Annotated in this window: 14 protein-coding genes and 1 rRNA gene; 6 read left to right on the forward strand and 9 right to left on the reverse strand. The window is 63.6% G+C overall.

The features are described from left to right. Positions 1 to 137: 137 nt before the first annotated feature. A 5S ribosomal RNA gene (rrf, locus tag Q6D67_RS10595) occupies positions 138 to 253 on the forward strand. A 191-nt stretch (positions 254 to 444) separates the two neighbouring features. Next, positions 445 to 2,574, forward strand: a complete 2,130-nt coding sequence (locus Q6D67_RS10600; RefSeq protein WP_304705583.1) for an FAD-dependent oxidoreductase — start codon at positions 445 to 447, stop codon at positions 2,572 to 2,574. Positions 2,575 to 2,706: 132 nt separating this feature from the next. On the opposite strand, the gene Q6D67_RS10605 is transcribed toward Q6D67_RS10600, so the two are convergent. From Q6D67_RS10605 to Q6D67_RS10615, 3 genes are read right to left on the reverse strand one after another with little or no spacing between them, the layout of a single operon-like run. Beyond that, on the reverse strand, positions 2,707 to 4,311 hold the full coding sequence (locus Q6D67_RS10605) for an AMP-binding protein (RefSeq protein WP_304705584.1): 1,605 nt from the start codon (positions 4,309 to 4,311) through the stop codon (positions 2,707 to 2,709). Between the two features lie 41 nt (positions 4,312 to 4,352). Continuing rightward, the gene (locus Q6D67_RS10610) at positions 4,353 to 5,393 is read right to left on the reverse strand and encodes an acyl-CoA dehydrogenase family protein (RefSeq protein WP_304705585.1); all 1,041 of its coding nucleotides are present in this window, start codon (positions 5,391 to 5,393) and stop codon (positions 4,353 to 4,355) included. Between the two features lie 52 nt (positions 5,394 to 5,445). Continuing rightward, a complete protein-coding gene (locus Q6D67_RS10615) occupies positions 5,446 to 6,132 on the reverse strand; it encodes a TetR/AcrR family transcriptional regulator (protein ID WP_304705586.1) in 687 nt (228 codons plus the stop codon). Positions 6,133 to 6,231: 99 nt separating this feature from the next. On the opposite strand from Q6D67_RS10615, the gene Q6D67_RS10620 reads away from it, so the two are divergent. From Q6D67_RS10620 to Q6D67_RS10630, 3 genes are all read left to right on the forward strand, one after another. Further along, positions 6,232 to 7,404 (forward strand): acyl-CoA dehydrogenase family protein, encoded by a 1,173-nt coding sequence (locus Q6D67_RS10620; RefSeq protein WP_304705587.1) that lies wholly within the window; start codon positions 6,232 to 6,234, stop codon positions 7,402 to 7,404. A gap of 101 nt (positions 7,405 to 7,505) precedes the next feature. Further along, positions 7,506 to 8,138 (forward strand): TetR/AcrR family transcriptional regulator, encoded by a 633-nt coding sequence (locus Q6D67_RS10625; protein ID WP_304705588.1) that lies wholly within the window; start codon positions 7,506 to 7,508, stop codon positions 8,136 to 8,138. A gap of 239 nt (positions 8,139 to 8,377) precedes the next feature. Continuing rightward, positions 8,378 to 10,894 carry a TonB-dependent receptor gene (locus tag Q6D67_RS10630; RefSeq protein WP_304705589.1) on the forward strand — a complete coding sequence of 839 codons (2,517 nt, stop codon included), beginning with the start codon at positions 8,378 to 8,380 and terminating at the stop codon, positions 10,892 to 10,894. Between the two features lie 63 nt (positions 10,895 to 10,957). On the opposite strand, the gene Q6D67_RS10635 is transcribed toward Q6D67_RS10630, so the two are convergent. From Q6D67_RS10635 to Q6D67_RS10660, 6 genes are all read right to left on the reverse strand, one after another. Beyond that, positions 10,958 to 11,530 carry a peroxiredoxin gene (locus Q6D67_RS10635; RefSeq protein WP_304705590.1) on the reverse strand — a complete coding sequence of 191 codons (573 nt, stop codon included), beginning with the start codon at positions 11,528 to 11,530 and terminating at the stop codon, positions 10,958 to 10,960. Between the two features lie 137 nt (positions 11,531 to 11,667). After that, the gene (locus tag Q6D67_RS10640; protein ID WP_304705591.1) at positions 11,668 to 13,956 is read right to left on the reverse strand and encodes an OmcA/MtrC family decaheme c-type cytochrome; all 2,289 of its coding nucleotides are present in this window, start codon (positions 13,954 to 13,956) and stop codon (positions 11,668 to 11,670) included. 20 nt (positions 13,957 to 13,976) lie between these two features. Beyond that, entirely contained in the window at positions 13,977 to 16,250 is a 2,274-nt protein-coding gene (locus tag Q6D67_RS10645) for an MtrB/PioB family decaheme-associated outer membrane protein (RefSeq protein WP_304705592.1), read from the reverse strand. Next, positions 16,247 to 17,119 carry a DmsE family decaheme c-type cytochrome gene (locus Q6D67_RS10650; protein ID WP_304705593.1) on the reverse strand — a complete coding sequence of 291 codons (873 nt, stop codon included), beginning with the start codon at positions 17,117 to 17,119 and terminating at the stop codon, positions 16,247 to 16,249. The genes Q6D67_RS10645 and Q6D67_RS10650 overlap by 4 nt, the downstream gene beginning before the upstream one ends. A gap of 5 nt (positions 17,120 to 17,124) precedes the next feature. Next, entirely contained in the window at positions 17,125 to 18,681 is a 1,557-nt protein-coding gene (locus Q6D67_RS10655; protein WP_304705594.1) for a cytochrome c3 family protein, read from the reverse strand. Between the two features lie 26 nt (positions 18,682 to 18,707). Beyond that, positions 18,708 to 19,298: a NapC/NirT family cytochrome c gene (locus Q6D67_RS10660; RefSeq protein WP_304705595.1), complete on the reverse strand. Its 591-nt coding sequence runs from the start codon at positions 19,296 to 19,298 to the stop codon at positions 18,708 to 18,710. Positions 19,299 to 19,455: 157 nt separating this feature from the next. Here Q6D67_RS10660 and Q6D67_RS10665 point away from each other — a divergent pair, with 157 nt between their 5' ends. Further along, the gene (locus Q6D67_RS10665) at positions 19,456 to 20,628 is read left to right on the forward strand and encodes a pectin acetylesterase-family hydrolase (RefSeq protein ID WP_304705596.1); all 1,173 of its coding nucleotides are present in this window, start codon (positions 19,456 to 19,458) and stop codon (positions 20,626 to 20,628) included. Positions 20,629 to 20,658: the final 30 nt, after the last annotated feature.

Genomic DNA, 20,658 nt, shown 5'->3' on the forward strand with positions numbered 1-20,658 from the left:
GTTGTGACAAGTCATGGTGAGAAGTAGCAAGACAGTACAACGCGTGAACAGCGGTAGCAGCTTGATTTACCCCCTTATTTGACAAGACGACGGCGGCGCAAAGCGCGCGTAAGACCGGACTCGGTCAAGCCAGTTTGCCTGGCGACCATAGAGCGTTGGAACCACCTGACCCCATCCCGAACTCAGTAGTGAAACGACGTATCGCCGATGGTAGTGTGGGGTCTCCCCATGTGAGAGTAGGTCATCGCCAGGCTTTAATATCCGCGCCCCGATCAGTCATGGTCGGGGCGTTTTACTGTGACGCGAAAGATATCTACCGCACTACCGCTCACGATTACATAGTTAAACTCCGGTAAAGGTTTGTGCTCGATAAACCAAGGGTGTCCGCCACTGGGGCCGTGAACTGAACTACACTCTCCGGTGCTACTTTCCAGGAGCCCCACCATGGCGAATCCACTGACCACGCTTGCCAGCCCCTTCAAGCTGGGCTCAATGCAGCTCAAGAACCGGATGGCAGTCATGGCCATGGGCGTCAACCTTGCGGAGGAAGATGGCAGCTGCGGGGACCGTATTATTGCTTTTCACGAGCGCCAGGCCCAGGGTGGCGCGGGTCTGGTTATCCTGGGCTCCACCGGCGTCAGCTGGCCCGCCGGCGCCAACCAGCCCTGGCAGACGTCGGTCGCTTCTGATGAGATGATTCCCGGGCTGAAACGCATGGCGGAAGCCTGTCATGCGCACGGGGCCAAGGTTGCGGCACAGCTGCACCACGGCGGCCTGGTGTCCACTGAGGACCGTGTTGCGGGTCGGCCGGTAATGGCGCCATCCATTCCCGAGGAAAAAGCGCCGGGCTTCATCAACGCGTTTCTGCCGGATGAGTTGCGGATGATGTACCGCCCGTCTCCGGAAACCATCCTCCACCCCATGACCCACGAAGACATTGCCCTGCTGGTCGAGCACTTCGCCGCCGCAGGCCGGCGGGTGCGGGACGCCGGCCTCGACGGCATCGAGATCCACGGCGGTCACGGCTACATTCTGTCTTCCTTTCTGTCCCCGTTTTTCAACAACCGCGACGATGAATACGGCGGCAGTCTGGAGAATCGTGCCCGCCTGCTGCTCGAAGTCTTTGCTGCAGTACGCGCAGCGGTTGGGGCAGACTTCCCGGTATGGGTGAAAATTGACTCCGGTGAGTTCGGGCAGGCCGAAGGTATCACTCTGGAAGACGCCAGGACTACCGCTCGCATGCTGGAACAGGCGGGTGCCGACGGCATTACCGTCAGTGCCTATCACGACACCTCCAATGGCTCCAACCATTCCGAATCGAATATCCCGCATACCCCGGAACGGCTGGTCGGCAACGCCATCGCGATCCGACAAGCGGTGGGTATTCCAGTGCTGACATCGGGCCGCATTGAACCGGAGGCGGCCGACAAGCATATTGCGGCCGGGCATTTTGATCTGTTTGGCATGGGTCGCAAGATGCTGGCGGATCCCGATCTCCCCAACAAGGTCTGCAATGGCCAGCTGGACCAGATTCGCCCCTGCGTCTATTGCTATTGCTGTGTCAGCCAGATCTATATTCTGAAACCGGTGAAATGCGCGGTGAACCCCGAAACGGCGCACGAACGCCAGCACACGGTGCTTGCCACCGACAAGCCACGCTACTTTGCCGTGGTGGGCGGCGGGCCCGCAGGTATGGAGGTTGCGCGCAGGCTGGATGCGGCTGGACACCGGGTCACCCTGCTGGAAGCCGCTGATCGGCTGGGTGGCACGCTGCAGTTTGCCAGCATTGCCTATGAACCCAATGAGCGCTTGCTCGCCTGGTTGCGCCGGCAGATGGCATCCTCTGCGGTTGAGGTCCGCCTCAGCACGCTGGCGACCCCGGCACTGCTGAAATCGCTGGGTGTGGACGAAGTCATTGTTGCCACCGGCGCCAAGCGCCTGATGCCTGAATTGCCCGGCAGCGACCAGGATTTTGTATTCAGTGGCGATGAGATGCGGGCGCTGGTACTGGGCGAAAATGCACCGTCCCTGCGGCGCAAGACCAACGCGTTTACCCGGGGCATGACCCGTGTCGGCGCGCTGACCGGCGTCAATCGTCATCCCTGGATGTTGCGCCAGGCATCGCGGGCGTGGCTGCCGCTGGGCGAGCGCATCGTGGTGATCGGCGGTGAGCTGGTGGGGCTTGAGCTGGCGGAGTATCTCGCCCACCGGGGGCGTAAGGTAACGGTGGTTGATGAGTCGCCGCGATCCGGGGCCGGGCTTTACCTGGTGCGCCGGATGCGTTTGCTCGATGAGTTGCACGAGCTCAGCGTGACTCTGCAGAACAAGGCTACCGAGATCAGTATCGGTGAGCACGCGGTCAGCTACCGCAATCAGCGGGGCCAGGTTCGCACCCTCGCCGCTGATCACGTGATTGTGGCCAAGGGTGCGACGGGAGATACCGCTCTCGCGGACCAGCTACGTAGCGAGGGCCTCAGTGTCCACACCATCGGTGATTGCAATGGTGTGGGTTATATCGAAGGCGCGATGGAATCGGCGGCGGACCTGGTGGCGGAGATTGGTCGGGCCGCGTAGGTCGGGCCGCGTAGGTCGGGCCGCGTAGGTCGGGCCGCGTAGGTCGGGCCGCGTAGGTCGCGCTGCGTAGGTCGGGCCGCGTAGGTCGCGCTGCGTAGGTCGGGCCGCGCCGGTCGGTCGCCCAAGGCTGAGCTAGCGCTCTGCCTTGAATCCGGCCTCGTTGGCGTCCCAGGTGTGGGGCCCCAGGCCCGCTTCCCGCAATTTGAACTTTTGTACCTTGTTGGTGGGCGTGTAGGGCAGGCTCTCCACGAGTTCGATATAGCGTGGTACGAAGAAATAGGGCGCGTTGTCATTGATGAAGCGCGCCAGTTCCTCCGGTTCCAGGTTCGCGTCGGGCTTCAGGATCACGTTCAGCTTGAGTTCGGTCTCTGAATCCAGAATGTCACTGGGCACGCCGAAGGCCGCGCAATCGGCAATTGCCGGGTGGCGCCGCGCCACCATTTCAACTTCAAAGGTAGAAATGTTGCGGCCCTTCAGGCGCACGGCGTCCTTTTTGCGGTCGGAGAAGAAGTAATAGCCGTCCGCGTTGCGCTTGACCATGTCGCCGGTCTTGTACCAGTCGCCGTCATGGGCGGCTGCAGTCGCCGCCGGGTCGTCAAAGTAGCCGTTGAAGATAACGAACGGCATTTTCGGACGCACCCACAGTTCGCCGGGCTCGCCATCGGCCACATCCTCGCCCTGCTCGTTGACCAGGCGCACGTCGAGGGCGGCAGTGGGCTTGCCGCAGCTGCCGCGGGGCAGTGAGGTCTCATCCGGTGTCACGATGATCAGCTGCATCACCTCACTCTGTCCCAGGCCCTGGGGCAGCAACTCCAGACCAAAGCGTTCGCTGAAAGGTCCGGCCACGTCCGCCGGCATGGGCACGGCCATCAGCTTGCGCAGGCTGTGTTCTGCGTCGTCGGGTTTTGCCGGGGCATTCCACAGGAACATGTGCATGGCGCCGAGGGTAAAGCTCTGGGTGGCGCCATAGTAGTCGACGCGTTCCCAAAAGCTTTTTACCGAGAATGCGCTGTCGATGGCCAGCGGGATTCCCACAATCAGCGCGCGGAGAATCGAGGTCACCCAGGCGGCGGAGTTGTACATGGGCAGAACACTGTAGATCACGTCACCGGGCCCGGTACCAAACAGTGCGTCCCCGGAGGCCACCGCGTTGAACCAGACGTTGTGACTCTGCATCACCCCCTTGGAGCGCCCGGTAGTCCCCGAGGTCCACAATATGGCACAGGTGTCGCCGTAGCTCTGGCCACTCATGTCCGGCTCCGGGGCGCCCGCGTGGTACAGGCTGTTGAAATCCGTGGCCCCGGGGAAGGCAGCAACGTCGCCAAGGATGACGAGTTCGCCGACGTCCAGGTCGTCCCTCACCTCCGCCAGTCGGGCAGCGTGGTCGGCATCTGTCACCACGATATTTGGCCGGCTGCGGTTGATGGTCTCGGATAGCCAGGTGCCTTTGTAGTCTGAGTTTATCGGTGTCCAGATAGCCCCCAGCTTGTTACTGGCCAGAGCCAGGAAAACAACTTCCGGCGCGCTGGTCATGAAAAACGCCACGCGATCCCCACGCCCCAGTCCGAGCGCGGCAAGACCGGCGGCCAGCTCATTTACCTTGCGATTGGCGTCGGCAAAGCTGTAATGCGTTTCCCCGAACATGATGAATGTCGCCTCCGGCTGCTCTGCGGCCTGCATGGCCAGGGCACGGCCCAGGTGGCGGTCTTCAATGTTCTCGAACTGCAATACATTCATGTGTCACTCCAGAATATTGTTATCAATGGTGGCGGCGCTGCTTACAGGGTGATGCCGGACTGGTCGTTGCTGGCCAGGTGTCGGCCCATCGCCGCCAGCTCGTGGGCGGCGCCGCCGAGATCGAACTCCAGTTGCTTTGACCAGAGGAAATAGCGGTGAATTGGATACTGGAGATCCGAGCCGATGCCGCCGTGCAGGTGCTGTGCGGTGTGACTGACCCGGTGCGAAGCTTCCGTCGCCCACCAGCGCGCCGCGCCGGACTGCAGGGTTGCGTCCAGACCCGCTTCCAGGCGCCACATGGCACTGTCGACCACGCCGCGCAGGGCTTCGATATCCATATAGCTGTCTGCAGCGCGATGGGCTACCGCCTGGAACGCCGCCAGGGGTTTGCCAAACTGCTTGCGCTCGCTGGTGTAGGCGGCGGTACGCTTGAGCGCTTCCTCGGCGACTCCCAGCTGCAGGGACGCGGTCATCACCTGTTGCCGTTGGTGCAGCCTGGCAATGGTGTCTGGCCCCCCGAGATCCAGAGCCTTTGCGCTCCGGACCAATACCTGGCAGGTGGGGCGGCCATTGCTGACGCGCTGTGGAATCAACTCCACGTCAGCCTCCGCCGGGGCGAACGCCACCAGGCGCTCCCCGGCCCGTGCCACCAGGTAAAGGGCGCCTTCCGCCCAGGGGACCATGCCGAGCTCACCCTGCAGCGTGTCGCCCTCCAGGCTCAGCCCCGCGCCAAGTGACAGGCTGAGCCAGGCGTCGCCGGCGGCGACCCCGGGCAGGCCTTCGCTGATGCCACCTGCCTCCAGTGCCTGAGCCGCCAGCAGGGTTTCCGGTAGTGGTATCTGTGCCAACACCGCGCCCTGGGCCTGCACCACAAGGCACTGGGCGATAAAGCCCATCGCCGAGCCGCCGTTTTGCTCCGCGAGGCCCAGCCCGGTGAGTCCCGCATCTGCCAGGGTTTGCCAGAGCTTGGTGTTGAAGCTGTCCTGGAACTCGGCCTGGGCGGTATCGTTCACCTGTTCACGAAAGATCTTTTCCGCCAGTTCGGCAATGGCGGCCTGGTCTTCGGTCAGGGAGTAGTCCATCAATGTGTCTCCAGTATGGCTGCCGCCTGGCGGCGTGCAGTCGGCTGTGGGTTCATCGTTTCAGTGACAGGAGTCTGGCGGCATGCTGCAGTTGCCCGCGGGGCGGGTTGCGGGCGAACAGCCCGCGGTAGAACAGCGCTGCCAGCCACTCGGCCAGTTCCGCCTCTGACAGTTGCAGCGCCAGCAGGTCCGGATTGCGCTCAATATAGCATTCCCGCAGCACGTCCTGGCCGATGCCGCTGAGGGCATGGACCATCAACCGCACCTCGTGCGGCTCCAGCTCGCTGCCCGGGAAGACGTAGGGGAAGACGTCCGCCAACAGCTGCAGGCGCCGGTTATAGGAGGCCTGCCAACGCGCACGGAAAGCCGGATCATCAGCGCAGAACTGGTTGATGCAGTTGAGAATGCCCGGGTGTTCGGCGTGGCTGCGCACCGCTACCTGATAGTGTGAGCGCAGGCGGTTAAACCAGTCGCCCTTGCTGACATCCCGTTCTATGTGCTCTGTCGCTTCGAATTTCGCGATATATTCGTCCAGGATTTCTTCCACCAGGGATTTGAGGTCGCTGTAGTAGTGGTGGAACAGGCCCGCCGCGACGCCGGCCTCGGCGGTCACGTCCTTGATTCGCAACTGGTGATAGCCGACCCGCTCCAGCACCGCGACCGCCGCAGCCTTCAGGCGCTCGCGGGCCAGCGCGCCCTTGGGGCGGCGGGCGCTGGCTTTGTCAGTGGCTGCAGGCATGGCGCAGGTTCCTCCTCATCGCTCGGGATTATTATTGAATTTGGATTCAAGATCAATAATAATCCGGACATCGCCAGCGTCCCCAGGAGATCAACCCAGGTGTATATCGACCACACAGCGGAACAACAGGCCTTGCGCAGTGAACTGCGCAGTTACTTCCAGTCCCTGATGACGCCAGAGTTGAAAGAGGCGACCCGCGGCAATGAAGGCGGCGATGCCTACAAGTCGGTTATCCGCCAGATCGGCAAGGACGGCTGGCTGGCACTGGGCTGGCCCCGCGAGTTCGGCGGCCACGGTCGCGGCCCGATGGACCAGATGATCTTCTTTGAGGAGGCGCAGTTGGCCAACGCGCCGCTGCCGTTCGTCACTATCTCCACCGTAGCGCCGGCGATCATGGCCCACGGATCCGAGGCCCACAAGGCGTTTTTCCTGCCGAAAATTGCCGCCGGGGAGCTGCACTTTGCCATTGGTTACACCGAGTCGGACGCGGGTTCCGACCTCGCTGCACTCAAGACCACCGCGGTACGGGAAGGTGACGACTGGGTGATCAACGGCACCAAGGTCTACACGTCCAGTGCCGAAGCGGCCGACTACATCTGGCTGGCCGCCCGCACCGACCCGGCAGCGGCGCGGCCCCACGCCGGTATCAGCATTTTCATGGTCGACGCCCACCAGCCGGGCTTCAGCTTTGCACCTATTCATACCGTGGGCGGTGTGCGCACCAATATGAGCTACTACAACGATGTCCGCTGCCCCGACGACATGATTTGCGGCGAGGTGAACGCCGGCTGGAAACTGATCACCTCCCAGCTCAACCACGAACGGGTGGGTCTGGCGGCAATCGGCATCTACGCCTATGGCCTGTACCAGGACGTCCTGGCCTGGGCGCGGGAGCCGGTGGCCGGTCAGCGCCCGATCGATGACCCCACCGTGCAGCACCTGCTGGCTGAATCCTACGCCCGCCTGGAAGCCATGCGCCTGATGACCTGGCGCATGGCCTGGAGCATGGAGCAGGGCGAGCCCGAAGTAGCCTATGCCTCGGCCATGAAAGCCTTCAGTACCGAAGGGCTGATCGCCGTGTACCGCCTGCTGATGGATGCCGTGGGACCCGCCAGCACCCTGCATCGCAGCAGCCCCGGTGCGGCCCTGCACGGCGAGTTGGAAGAGCAATACCGCAAGTGCCAGATCAACACCTTTGGCGGCGGCGTGGTGGAACTGATGCGGGACCTGGTGGCGGCGTTCGGCCTGAACATGCGCGCCTACAGCCGCTGATTCGGAAGTTGGCTTGATTATTCTGGACAAGATGGTGGAATTCGCTGCGCTTTCGCGGTAGATTAACGGTGTCAGTAAAATAATAGACACCGGTTAAAGTCATGAGAGCAGCGCCACAGTTGGAAGGTCGTCGGGAACGCAAGAAGCGCGAAACCCGCGAGCGGATCTTGCAGGTTGCGCTCCGCGAGTTTACCCGGCAGGGCTATGATGCCGTGACGGTAGAGGCCCTGGCCGAAGCCGCGGATATCTCCAAACCCACCCTGTTCAATTATTTCCCCAGCAAGATGGCCATCCTGCAGGCCCTGGTGCCCGGCGTGGATCAGCGTTTCGCCGCCGCAATTGAACGGTTCCGCGCTGAGGGTGGCACTGCGGAAGAGCAGTTGACCCGCTTTTTTGCCTACGGCGCCGAGATGACGCGCAAGACCCCGATGCTTACCCGGGCCCTGTTGATTCTGGCACTGCGTGCCTATGATGATCCTCTCTACAGTGCCGACCGGCACCGCTGGCCATCGCTGCATGACAGTTTCTGCGCCATGCTGCGCGATGGCGTCGCCCGGGGTGAGGTGCGCACCGATATCAGCGTCGAGCGCATGACCCACTACATCACCGGTATCTATGTCTACGGCCTGTTGAGCTGGCTCGCGGACCCCAAGTTCAGCGTGGATGTGGAACTGGCTGTTGCCGCAGCCTTCCTCGGTTCGGGCGTTTCCGTCACTGCCCAGGCCGGGCGCTAGACCTCTTTCTTCCCTGCCGGCGGCCCGCCGGCAGTATTCTTATTTACACCAGCCCTGCCTATTTTTGGGCCGCTTGCACTGGTCGTGGGAGCTGCGCCGGTGTAAAGTTGGCCCGCTGTATAAAACCTAACCGCAGAATAATTTTTGGGCCTGCTCCAGATCACGGCTCAGCCCATAAAACTCCGGTGTTGCCGGCTGGCAGCGCGGATATAAACGTCACAACCGCATGAGAGGACCCCATGATTAAACTCCCCAGGTTTGCCCCGCGCCCGCTGGCTCTGGCATTGTCGCCGTTCGTTGTTACCATGGGCATGGCGGCTCAGGCCCAGGTCGGTGCGCTGGAAGAGGTGATTGTTACCGCCCAGAAACGCGCCGAGACCACCCAGGAAACACCGATTTCCATCTCCGCGCTGTCCGAAACGGTACTGGAGCAGCGCGGGATCAACAGCACCAGCAGCCTGATTGGTGAAGTTCCCGGTGTCTTTGGCTTCGATGCCCCCGGTTCCCGCGGCGCCACCAGCCTGGCAATTCGCGGCTTTGGCGGCGGCAGCGGCGCCAACCTGTCCACGGATCCTGCCGTGGGCATCTACATGGACGGCGTCTACATCGGCAAAATGAACGGTTCGGGCATGGAAGTGGCCGAGTTGGAGCGGATCGAAGTGCTGCGGGGCCCCCAGGGCACCCTCTACGGTCGCAACTCCACGGCCGGCGCCGTCAACTTTATCTCCCGCCAGCCCACAGGTGAGTTCGGGTTCCGGGTCAAGGGCACGATTGGCAAATATGACGAGCGCGCCCTGCGCCTGAATGCCGACCTGCCGGCGGTTGGCGAAATCGGCGAAGGTCTCGGTCGGCTGTCGGCCAGCCTCGGTTACCAGACCCGCGAGCGCGACCCCCTGTATGACAACACCAGCGGTGGCGAAGGTTTCGACAGCATCGACCGCCAGGCCTGGCGCCTCGCCCTGAAGTGGGAGCTAGCCGATGCTCTTACGCTGGACTATTCCTACGATGAGAGCCGCCTGGACGAAAACGGTGCCCTGCAGCAAGTTGTAGGTTTCACCCCGGTCACCCTGGATGGCGGCACCCGGGTTGAAACCCTGGCCCAGCTGCGCAGCTTTCTGCCTCTGCTGCTGCAAAATCCTGCGGCCGACCCGCGCATTGCCAACCGCCTGACTCCCTCCATGGACCAGACCCTGGCCGTGTATGGCGAGCGCGAAGCATCCGGCCAGGGCCGCCGCAGCAGTGGCGCCGCTGACAACACCCCTGTTTCCGACAACGAAGTCAGTGGCCACGCCCTGACCCTGACCTGGGATGCAGGCGATTTTGGCGCGCTGGGCGACATTACTTTCAAGTCCATCACTGGCTACCGCGAGATGGAGACCTCCGTATTCGGCGATCTTGAAGACATCGACAGCAGCCTGGATGCCAACGGCGTTGGTGCCATGAACGACCTGATCCTGCTGCAACTGGGTTCCGCCTACTTCGCCGCCGGCGGCATGCCGAACCCCACCGCGGACTTCTTCTGGAGTGGTGTGGACTCCGTAGGTGGTTTCCACAGCCGGCAGGACACCGACTCTGCCTACGAGCAGTTCTCCCAGGAATTCAACATCATCGGGGCGACGGATCGCGTCGACTACGTACTGGGCCTGTACTACTTCGACGACGAGGCCAAGTATGACCGGCGCGCGGTTTTCCTGGCTCCCCTGGGTGGCACCAGCCTGCAAAAGTACGACTACACCACTGAGTCGCTCGCAGCCTTTGGTCAGGCGACCTGGCGCCCGCAGGTACTGGATGACCGTTTGTCACTGACTGCCGGCCTGCGCTACACCGAGGAAGACAAGGAAATCTTCTACGATTACCTGAACCGGCCCTTTGGCGCGCCTCCGTCCGGCATTCCCGCGCAAACCGAGTTGCAGGAGAACTTCTACAACGTGAGCGGTAATGTCACGGCTGCCTATCAGCTGACTGACGGCATCAACACCTTTGTTCGTTTCGCGACCGGCTACCGCAGTGGCGGCTTCAACGGCGAGGTATTTGCCAACCCCTTCGAGGAAGAAACCATCGAACAATGGGAAATTGGCATGAAGAGCGACTGGTGGGATAACCGCCTGCGCATCAACGGTTCGCTGTATACCTACGTCTACGACGACCTTCAGGTTTCCCAGATTGAAACCAAGGATGGCACCGCGACCAGCCTGATCGCCAACGCCGGCAAGGCCGATCGCTGGGGCGGTGAGCTGGAGATCCTCGCCGCACCGGCAGAGGATCTGATCGTCGGCCTGAGCTACGCCTATGTCAACGGTCACTATGAGGAGTTCCCGGATCTGTGCGGTACCAATGTGCCCCAGACCTGCATTGACACTACGGATGCCGCCAAGCGCGGTTCCGCACCCAGCAACCAGCTGTCTGCGTCCGCGGATTACGTCTTCGCCCGCACCGGTTTCGGCGATATCCGCGGCTATCTGCAGGCCAGTTGGCAGGACGCGTGGTACGAGTCAGCGCTCTGGACCGGCAGCTACAATGGGGAGCCCTACATCTATGACCATCAGATCATGGATGAGCGGACTCTGGTGAATGCCCGCTTCAGCCTGGAGAACGTGCAAGTCGGCGACGGCCTGCTGACGTTTGCGCTGTGGGGCAATAACCTGACCAACGATGACTATCCCACGTTCGGCATTAACTTCGGCAGCCTGGGCGTCATCACCGAGCAGTACGGTCCGCCACGCACCTATGGCCTGGATGTCACCTACGAGTATTGATCAAAAAAAGGGGGACAGGTCTCTTCGAGACCTGTCCCCCCAACAATATCCCGCAGCCGGCAATCAGCCGACAAAAGCCTTGCTCGGTGCGGCCACGCCCTCAGACTTGGTGCCCTTGAGGTAGGCCAGGATGGTGTCGGCGTCGGACACTTCGAAGGGGTCGGTGGGGCAGACATCGCCGAAGTCAGGCTCTACGAACAGCTTCTCGATTTTGCCGTCGTTGACCAGCATGGAGTAGCGCCAGGAGCGCATGCCGAAGCCCAGGTTGGACTTGTCGACCAGCATACCCATCTTGCGGGTGAACTCGCCATTACCGTCGGGCAGCATCTTCACGTTCTTGGCGCCGACGCTCTTGCCCCACTGGAACATGACAAACGCGTCGTTGACCGACAGGCAGTAGACATCGTCGATGCCCGCGGCCTTGAACTCATCGTACAGCTCCTCATAGCGGGGCAGGTGGTTGGAGGAACAGGTCGGAGTGAACGCTCCGGGCAGGGAGAACAGGACGACCTTCTTGCCGGCGAAGATATCGTCGGAGGCAGTGTCCTGCCAGCGATAGGGGTTTTCCCCGCCGACGGACTCGTCGCGGACGCGGGTCTTGAAGACAGTGTGGGGTACTTGGCCGGTAGCGATCATAATGACTCCTCATGTGTGTTGGCGGTTGGCGGCGGAGCTCGGTTGCACCGCCGGCGTGAATGTATAATAGTGCTTTAAAGAAATTCAGTATATTGGAATAATTAGAATCCTATATTCCATTTTAGTGAATGCTGCCTTCAGAAGCCCGGCAATCTCCGCAACCCGTGTACGCTGGAAACGTCCTGGGAACGCCCCTCGCCGTGGCAAACCGCACACTGTTCCACCACCTCGCCGCTGTCGATGGCCTGCTGGCTGGTGGCAAAGTCGGCGCCGTTGCTGCGCATATGCGCTTTGGCGACCGGGTCGTCGTGGCAGCCGGCGCAAGCGGTGGCCATGGGCGTAGCCACGATGTCGTCGCGAGGGTCCTCGCGATTGTCGCCGGTATCTACCGTCGTTGCCAGCACACCATCGGCCAACGGCAGTTTATAACCGTCATCAGTGTGGCAGGCCAGGCAGTTGTCCAGGCGCCCGGGGTAGTGCACCGCGTCTTCGTCGAAAACATACGTGGTGAACCCGCGGAAACCGACTATCTGCAGTGGATTGTCGCGAATTGAGGGCGCGTGGATGGCGTGGATCATGGACTTGAAGTCAATAGACTCCTCCTGCTTGCCGTCTGTTGGCGGGGATGCCGCGATGCCGCGCACGTCCCGATCCGTATTGCGCGGGTTGTGGCAACTGACGCAGCTGTCGATATTGTCGGCCCGGTTGCCGCCGTGGAGTACCAGTGAACCGTGACAGGCAAGGCACTTGTCCAGCTCTACGGACTGGCGGCGCTCTACGGGCATGCCATCGGCCTCGTCCATGGAAAAGAAGGCGTGGGCATCGCCCACGGGCACGCTGGTAAGGGTACCTTCACCTTCCAGGTCCACGGCTGCGCGCCCCTCCACGATCGCCACTCCACTGCCGCTGGCGGCGATCCCTGGCGGGACATTGCGGTCGGGGATGGGCAAGTCCATGGTAACGGTGTAGCTGCCGTCCCCGCTGGGCACGGCCCCCGCCAGGGCGCTGCTGGATATCGAACTGGCAGCCGGACTGTTGTTCCCCGTGTTGTGATAGTCCCGGGTGTCCCAGGCCAGGCGTATATTGAGAGCGCTGCCGGGTCGCTGCCAGATCGGATCATTGGCGAGATCGTAGTCGTCCCCGGTGAGCGGGTTGCGCAGGCGGAAACTGACCCGGGCCTGCTGTCCCGGGGCGCTGTTCTCCACCCCCAGCACAGTGGCCGCAAACGTCTGTCTGGCCTCGTTGAACAGAATACGGTGACTGTCGGCGATACTGCCGGCGCGGCCCCCGGCGGAGTGGCAGCTGGCGCAGCGGGAGTCGTCTTCCTGGCCCCCGGCGTGGCGGCTGAAGTCAAAGGTGTCGTGGCAGCTGCCGCAGGCGGCAATCGAGGGATACTCCGCCCAGTTGTCTCCCTGGCTGGTCAGGAACACGTCGGCCCGATCAGCGCCGGTTGCGGTGCCGGCATGGCAGTTGCCACAGAGGCGGATGTCCTGCGGATAGTGCAACCCGGAGTAGTCGTGCTTGCTGTCCCGGAAACCGTAGATGGCGTACTCGCCACCGGCCTGCACGCTGGGCAGCTCGGCGCCCATATGGATCTTGTGGATCATAACTTTCATGTCCACGGTGTTGCCACTGTTGGCATCGGTGGAACCGGGGTTGTGACAGGTTACACAGTAGTTTATCTCGACCCGGCCACCGCCGTGAAGCGCCAACTGGTCGTGGCAACTGTTGCAGCTTGCGGTGGTGGCGACCTGGCGTTGGAACAGGCCGTCAGTCGCACCCGTGGCCGGCACGAAGTCGTAGTCCGGGTTGGCCGGCACCTGGCCACCACCGAACTGGATGGCGACGCGATGAGTCAACGCCGGGTCGTAGCCGAGGTCCAGGCCCTCGCTGTCCGCCTGGGTCAGAATCTCCTCCGGCAGGGCGTCAATTGCGGTGGCGAAGCGGTAGCGGTAACTGCCGTCGCCATTGTTGCTGAGTTCACCGCTGGCTTCGGTGGTTGCCTGGAGCCGCGCCTGTGTACCCGGGCCAACCCCGGGTTGCTCAATTCTGTTGATGTAGGATTGCCAGTCGCCGGTGAGGTTGCCTTCGGCGGAGGGAGTGAGCTTGGCAATGATAAAGCGCACATTGTCCAGGGTCAGGTCGGTGATGGCGTTGTTGCTCCCGTCGCTCAACTGAAAGTCGACCAGCGGACGGCCGTCCCCGGGGACTGTCACATTGGTGATGAAGGGAAACAGTTCACGCGCCTCGGCATAGGGCGCCGGATTGGCTTCCGGGATCACGGGTGGGGGCGGGGTGACGCTCCCGCCCGGCGGGGTCGGGCCGGGTTCAACCCCGGGGGCGCGGTCGCCGCCGCCTCCGCCGCCGCAGGCGACCAGCAATGCCAGCAGGCCCGCCAGTACTGTCCTTGCACCAAAGATTTTCATGTCGGGTCTCTCCCGGAGCCTTAGTGCCAGCGATACAGCACTGACAGGCCCACATAATGCACGTTTTCGTTGGGATTGCGCTGGCCGAAGGTCAGCACCTTGTCGATGGTATTGGCCGATACTCCCTGCCAGGCCCAGTCGTCGGACTGGTAGCGGTAGTAGCGGTACTGAACGCGAAAGGACACGGCCTCCTGCCAGTGCCACAGGCCGCTGGCATCAAACTGGTGCAGGCGGGTATCCACGGTCGGCAGGTTGGCGGGGTTCAGATCGGCCGCCGCCACCGGGCTGAAATCCTGCCGCGCCCGGGTGTCGACAAAGCGGTAGTCCAGTTCGAATTCCAGCTCTTCCCGTGGTTGCCACTGCAGTTGACCGCCCAGCACCAGGCTGTCGTCGCGGTTGGCCAGGAACCAGTTGCGCGCAGGGTCGCTGGCCTGCGGCAGCGGGGCCTGGACGGCGAAGGCATTCTTCTCCTGGCCGCCGCGGAAGGCGCGGCTGCCCTGGTCCGCTTCGTAGCGGTCCAGGCCGGCGTGCAGGTTGAACTGCAGGCTGGCGTGGGGCAGGTAGCTGGCGGCGAGTTGCAGGCTCTGCAGCCGGGTCTCGGTAACCCCCAGCACGGACTTGTCGAAATCGTCCTCGCGCCACAGCAGGTTCAGGTTGAAGCTCCAGCGCGGGTCGGGCAGGTAATTCAAGTCCAGCTTTACCTGCTGCTGCTCGCGATTGGCGAGGTAGTACTGGCTCAGCAGTGGATGGTTGCTGTAGCGCTGGCTGTCGGGAGTCGCGTTGATCAGGGCGCTGTCCAGCAGCGCATACCAGGACTGGTCCCACTGGTACGTGTCGGCGCCGCGGTCGGCCCAGGTCAGGCCCAGTTTCGCACCCAGGGATTGCCAGGGCTGCACCCGGTACTCCAGGCTGTAGCGGTCCTCGACGGTGTCCTCGGTGGCGGCGTTGCGACGCTCGATTTCCTCCCAGGCATAGCCCAGGGTCAGCTGTCCGCGCAGGGGCAGCCGGTAGTTGGCTTCCAGCTCCAGGGTCTGGCTCAGCAGATCGTGGCTGCGGTTGTAGACAGTCAACTCGGGGCGGGACTGGTCGCCGCCATCACCGGGAATGTAGCGGTAGCCATCGCGAGGTGCGCTGTAGTCGCGGTCGCGCAGGCGGTAGCTCAGCTGGAAATCCAGCTTGGGATGGGCCTGCCATTGCAGCCTGGCCCGGCTGTGGGTGGTGGCGACCTCACCATCAAAGCTGTCCCGCGGCAGCGGTTGCAACACGCTCAGGGCTGGATTCCCGGAATAGGGCAGCAGGGCCTGGTCCTGTTCCGCGACGGCGTAACTGCCGTCAAAGTGCAGGCGCAGACGCGGCGTGAACAGGTAGTGGCCGCTAAGCCTGGCGCTGGCCTGGCTGTTGTCCGGGGCGAGCGCCAGGGCGCCCTCGCCAGTGGGATAGCGCACCCGGGGGCCAAAGCTGCCGTAGGGATTTTGCCAGCGCAAGGCGGCATCCCGGTTGTCGAAGTCGGACCAGGCCAGGCTGGCCTGCAGGTGCAGGCGGTCACCGCTGTAACCCAGGCTGGCGTCTGCCTCCAGGGTACGGTGGTCGATGGGGGCGGGCAGCAATACGCCATCGCCGGAAGCGGCGTCGATATAAATGGCCCCGCCTGTGTCGCCGGTACCCTCGCGGGTGCTGTAGCGCAAGCTGGAACCCAGCTGCCAGTTGGCGTTGAGCCGGCTATCCAGGGAGAGGTAATAGTTGTTGCGCTCCAACTCCCGGTCGAAGCGCTGCAGCGCACCGGGCAGTGCAGTCCAGCTGGCCGTGGTGAGGCCGCTGACCCAGTCCGCGGGCAGGGTCAGCACCGTATCGCCCTGAAACGGGGTCTTGCCACTGTTGTTGCGCACCTGCTGCTGGTGGTCGAAGCCGGCGCTTAAGCGCAGCTTGCCCGGAACCCCCCAGCGCAGTTCGCCCTCGCGGGTCGCCAGCCCGAGATCCGACAGCGATGCCTGCCAGTAGCTCTCGGCGCCGGCAAAGCGGCGCCAGTCCAGATTGCCCAGCAGCGTCCCGCCCTGTTCCTGCAGGCCGTTGTACTGCCCCGCCATGAAATTGTCCGCGCTGCTGTAGCCCAGCCCCAATTCCAGAGTGCCGCGATAGTCGGTCTGCCAGCGGGTGGCCAGCGGCCTTGTTTCCTCCAGCAGCCCGGCGAAACGGTCCTGGGCACTGGCCGTGGCCGCCGCCAGACAGGTGCATGCCAGCAGCGCCGAGCGCCATGTCGGCTGCCGGAGTCGCGCTGGGCAGGGCCGCCGCTTCATCGCGTCAACCTGGCGCCCGAGGGGTGATTGGAACCGTGGACCTGGCTGTGGCAGTTGAGGCAGTTCTTGCCCAGCACATTCTGGTTGCCGCTACCCCCGGCCAGACCCTCAGCGCCGTAAGGCAGGCTGGGGTGGAAGGCGGCCACATGGCATTGCTGGCACAGGGCGGGGCCGCGGGCGGTGAGCAGACGCTCGTGGATGGCACCGTGCGGGCGGTGGCAGAGGCTGCAATCCTCGGCTGCTGGCGGATGCTCCCAGAGGAATGGCCCGCGCTTTTCCTGGTGGCATTGCAGGCAGCTGTCGTTGACGGAGGCCTGGTGCAGGCTGGCCTCCCCGAGGCTGCCGTGGGGATTGTGGCAGTCGCCGCAGTTGGTTTTACCCTCGGCTATGGGGTGGCGGGAGGGCAGTAGCAGCTCTGCCTGTACCCGTGTGTGGCAGCTGAGGCAGGCCTGCTGTGCCTGGGTGTCCGTCAATGCGGGGTCCTGCTGCCGGTGGCTGTCGTGGCAACTGTCGCAAACCATGCCCTCGCGCTGGTGTTCACTGCCCGCCCAGTGCAAGGCGCCGCCCCCGCTGTGACAGCCGAGGCAGGCACCGGCCCGCTCCGCCGCGGCTGACTCCCGGCGCGGGCCGAAGCTGACTCCGGGCATCGCGGTCGGGTCGAGCGCATGTTCCTCGCTCGCCCCGTGACAGCTGACGCAGCTGCCGGAGCCGCCCCCGCCCAGGCCGCCGTGGACGGTCTGGAAAACGGCGTGTACCGCCACATCCGCTGTGAGGGTATGGCAGCCCAGACACTCGGGAACGCCCTCCTGTTCCGCCGCGGTGGCGATCGATGGCAGACACAGCGCCAGGGTGAGCAACAACCAGCGCATGGCCATCAATCCACCTTGAAATCAGTATTGATGCCGTCGGTGGCAAAGGTCAGGGGCAGGGAGATCCAGTGTTTGCCGCCGGGATTGTCGGCGCCGTGCAGGGCAATGCCCAGGGTCATCTCGCGCCCGGGCGCAAAGGCCAGACCTCCGGGCAAGGGCTTCAGGGGCCGACGCAGGGTGACCTGCCAGCGCCCGTTGTTGAAGCGCGCCGTGCCTTCTACCAGGCTGTCCTGATGCCAGTCGATGCCGGCCAGCAGAACGCCGCTCTCGACCGTGACCGGATCCTGCAGTTTGACCCGCCAGAGCTCGGCGAAATTGCCGGCCTCCCGCAGGGTAGTGAGGGCGGCTTCATCCCGGACCACGGGCGGGCGACCGATCTGGCGCTCCTGCAGCCGTGAAGCCAGCAGGTACTTGTCCAGTTGCTGGCCCCGGTCCCGGGTCATGCCGGGCATGTCACTGTGGCAGGCGGCGAAGCAGCCGGCGCGGGCCAGTTCGTCGTTGCCGTCATCGCCCCACATCACGGCCAGATCCTGCTCCGTGCCCGCGCCGCTCCAGTCGATAGTCAGCACCAGATTGCCGGCATCCGAGCCAACCCTGACGTTGATGTCCCGGGTAGCGGGGGCGAAATCGTCGTTGGCAAGTGCCGCGCCCATTGCCGCCTCGTCGCCACGGTGGCATTGCTGGCAGCTGCTGCCCTGGCGCAGGGGCTGGGAGCCCGGATGCTCGCTCAGCAGCCACTCGCTGTCGGACTGGCCGGGGTAGAACAGGGTCACCTTGCGGCTGCTGCTGGCCTCGGCGATCAGCGGCGCAACGCCCGCCGCGGCCACGTGGGCGATACCCACATGGCAGCCGAGGCAGGTCTTGTCAGTCTGCGCCATGACCTTGTGGTAGCTGGTGGCTTTGGCCGACACCGCGGGGTCAGCGGCCATGTCGACCAGGTTGTGGCAGCTGGCGCAGCCCTCGGAGCGATTGTCCAGCATGACCCCGTGGGGGCTCTTGCTGTCGTGGGGGCTGTGGCAGCTGCTGCAGGCAGGGTTGAAGTGGACTTTTTCGCTGAGACCGTGGATCCCGGATTTCTGCTCCTTGTGGCACAGGGTGCAGACTTCCGCCTGCCCCGGCGGTTGCAACACGCTGTCCCGGATGGTGTGGATATCGTGGCAGGTAACGCAGGCCAGCTCCTGCTGTTGGTGATGGGCGCCCTCCCAGTGGCGGGCGGTATCATCGCCATGGCAGGCAAGGCACTGGCCGTCCTGCCGGGCAACGGTGGTGGTCCAGCGCGGCCCGAAGCTGACCGCTGGCGGCACCTGGGTGGGGGCGCGGCTGTGGGCGGCGCTGGGGCCGTGGCACTCTTCGCAACCGCGCTCCGCCATCGGTGTGCCCTCGTGGTCGCTGGCACCGTGCGCTCCCTGCAGCAGGGGGTGAACCGGCGAGCTGTCGCCAAAGTCGTGGCAGCCAATGCAGGTCTCTGCACCCTTTTCGGCGTAGCCCGGCTCGGCGGCTGCCGCGCTCAGGGTCGCCAGGGCGCCGAACATCAGGGTGAGGAACAGTAGTCGGGCAGGCATGGGGTGAGGTCCTCCTGAGACGGCGTTCATTCGCGGCGCGCCACTGGCTGCCCGGAGTTGTCGGGATGGGCTATGCCTGTGTGGCAGTCAATACAGGTCTTGCCGTTGCTGGCCATGGCCCGGTGGTACTCCTGCGCCTTGGCCGACTGCAACTCAAGCTGCATCCGCTCTACCACGTGGCAGTTGCGGCATTCCTGGGAGTCGTTGGCGCGCAAACGGGCGATTTCCCGCGCTTTCATCGCCGGGGCATGGGCGGCATATTTTTCCGGGGTATCTATCAGCCCCATGAGACTCCACCACACCTCTCGGGAAGCCTCGATCTTGCGTGCCACCTTGGGAATGAATTCCTTGGGCTGGTGGCAGTCCGCGCAGGTGGCGTGGTTTCCGGTGGCATTGCTGTAATGGCTGGTTTTCTGCAACTGGGGCCAGGGGTTGTCGCGCATCTCGTGGCAGCTTAGGCAAAACTCCTCGGTGCTGGTGGCTTCCATGCCGTAATCCAGCGCTGCCCAGCCCACCAGCCCGATGGCCATGCCACCGACCAGCAGGGCCAGTACGGAATAGCGCTGTGTCGGCTGGCGCAGTGCCTGCCACCAGCCTCTCAAGCGTCCTTTCGCCATGTCCGCCCCTTGCCAATTCTTTGTTGTTCTTCCCAATTACCTTAGAGCAGAGGTTGGCGTCAGGCAAGGGAAGCACTTGTGCGAGATCAAGGGAGCGGGGAATATACGCTCTGCAGCTGACTATCGGGTTACTGCTGACCTATCTGGAGAATAAGGAATGACAAAATCCCGGACCCATAAACCTCTGGCGCCTCTGCGCCTCAGCCGCCGACCCCTGGCAATTGCCCTTGGTGGCCTTCTCCCAATCCTGACCGCCTGTACCGATGGTTCCGATAGCGGGCCGCTGGCTCCGGTTACGCCGCCACCAGAAGTGGTGGAGCCGGAGGCCGTCCCCTTTCAGGAACTGCTGGACCAGGGTATTGCGCGCTATCTCGGCGAGTACACGCCGATGCTGTCAGAGCAGGATGGCGATGTGGTCAATCACACATTCGGCGCCGGCGACGGCCCGCTGTGCCTGACCGGTGGCGAATACACCATGGCCACCCGCGATACCGGCTCCGAGGATCTGGTGATCTTTCTGCAGGGCGGTGGCGCCTGCTGGTCTGACCTGTGCCTCGCGACCGAGGCAGCGGCTCCCGGGATTCCACCCCTGGGCGTGCTCGACCCGGCCCGCGACGGCAACCCACTGGCTGGCATGAGCATGGCCTACCTGCCCTACTGCGACGGCTCCCTGCACGCCGGGGATCAGGACGTCGATACCGACGATGATGGCCAGACGGACCGCTTCCATCGCGGTCTGCACAACCTGTCCGCGTCCCTGGATGTGGCGGTGACCACCTTCCCCTCGCCGCGGCGCATCGTGCTGACCGGGGTCAGTGCCGGAGCGTTCGGTACAACCTATGCGCTGCCATTGGTGCGCCAGCTCTACCCCGACGTCCCCATTGATCTGATCAATGATTCGGGCATCGGCCTCGGCCGTATCGATGAGCCCGAATTCATCACCCAGCTCCTGACCGAGTGGAACGCCGCGGCCTTTTACCCGGAAAGCTGTGATACCTGCATCGGCGACGATGGCCATACCACCGACTACCACAAGTACCAGCTTGCGGAAGACGACAACCTCCGCCTGGGAATGATGAGCTACACCCGGGACACAGTCATCGCAGTGACCTTCGTGCAGGTGGGCGGCGAGGCCTTCGAAGCTGCGTTGCAGGAGGAACTGGATGACCTCGAGGCCGCGTATCCCGAGCGGGTGAAAACCTTCGTCGCTGCTGGCCCCGCCCATACCTTCCTGATTGGCGACCTGACGCAGACCGCCGGCGGCGTTACCGTGGCGGACTGGGTGACTTCAATGCTGGAAGGAGAGGGGTGGGAGACTACGCGGGATTAAGCGGGGAGATTGAGGCCAGCAACATGCTGG

The sequence above is a fragment of the Haliea sp. E1-2-M8 genome (genome assembly GCF_030649675.1).
Lineage (GTDB): Bacteria > Pseudomonadota > Gammaproteobacteria > Pseudomonadales > Halieaceae > Haliea.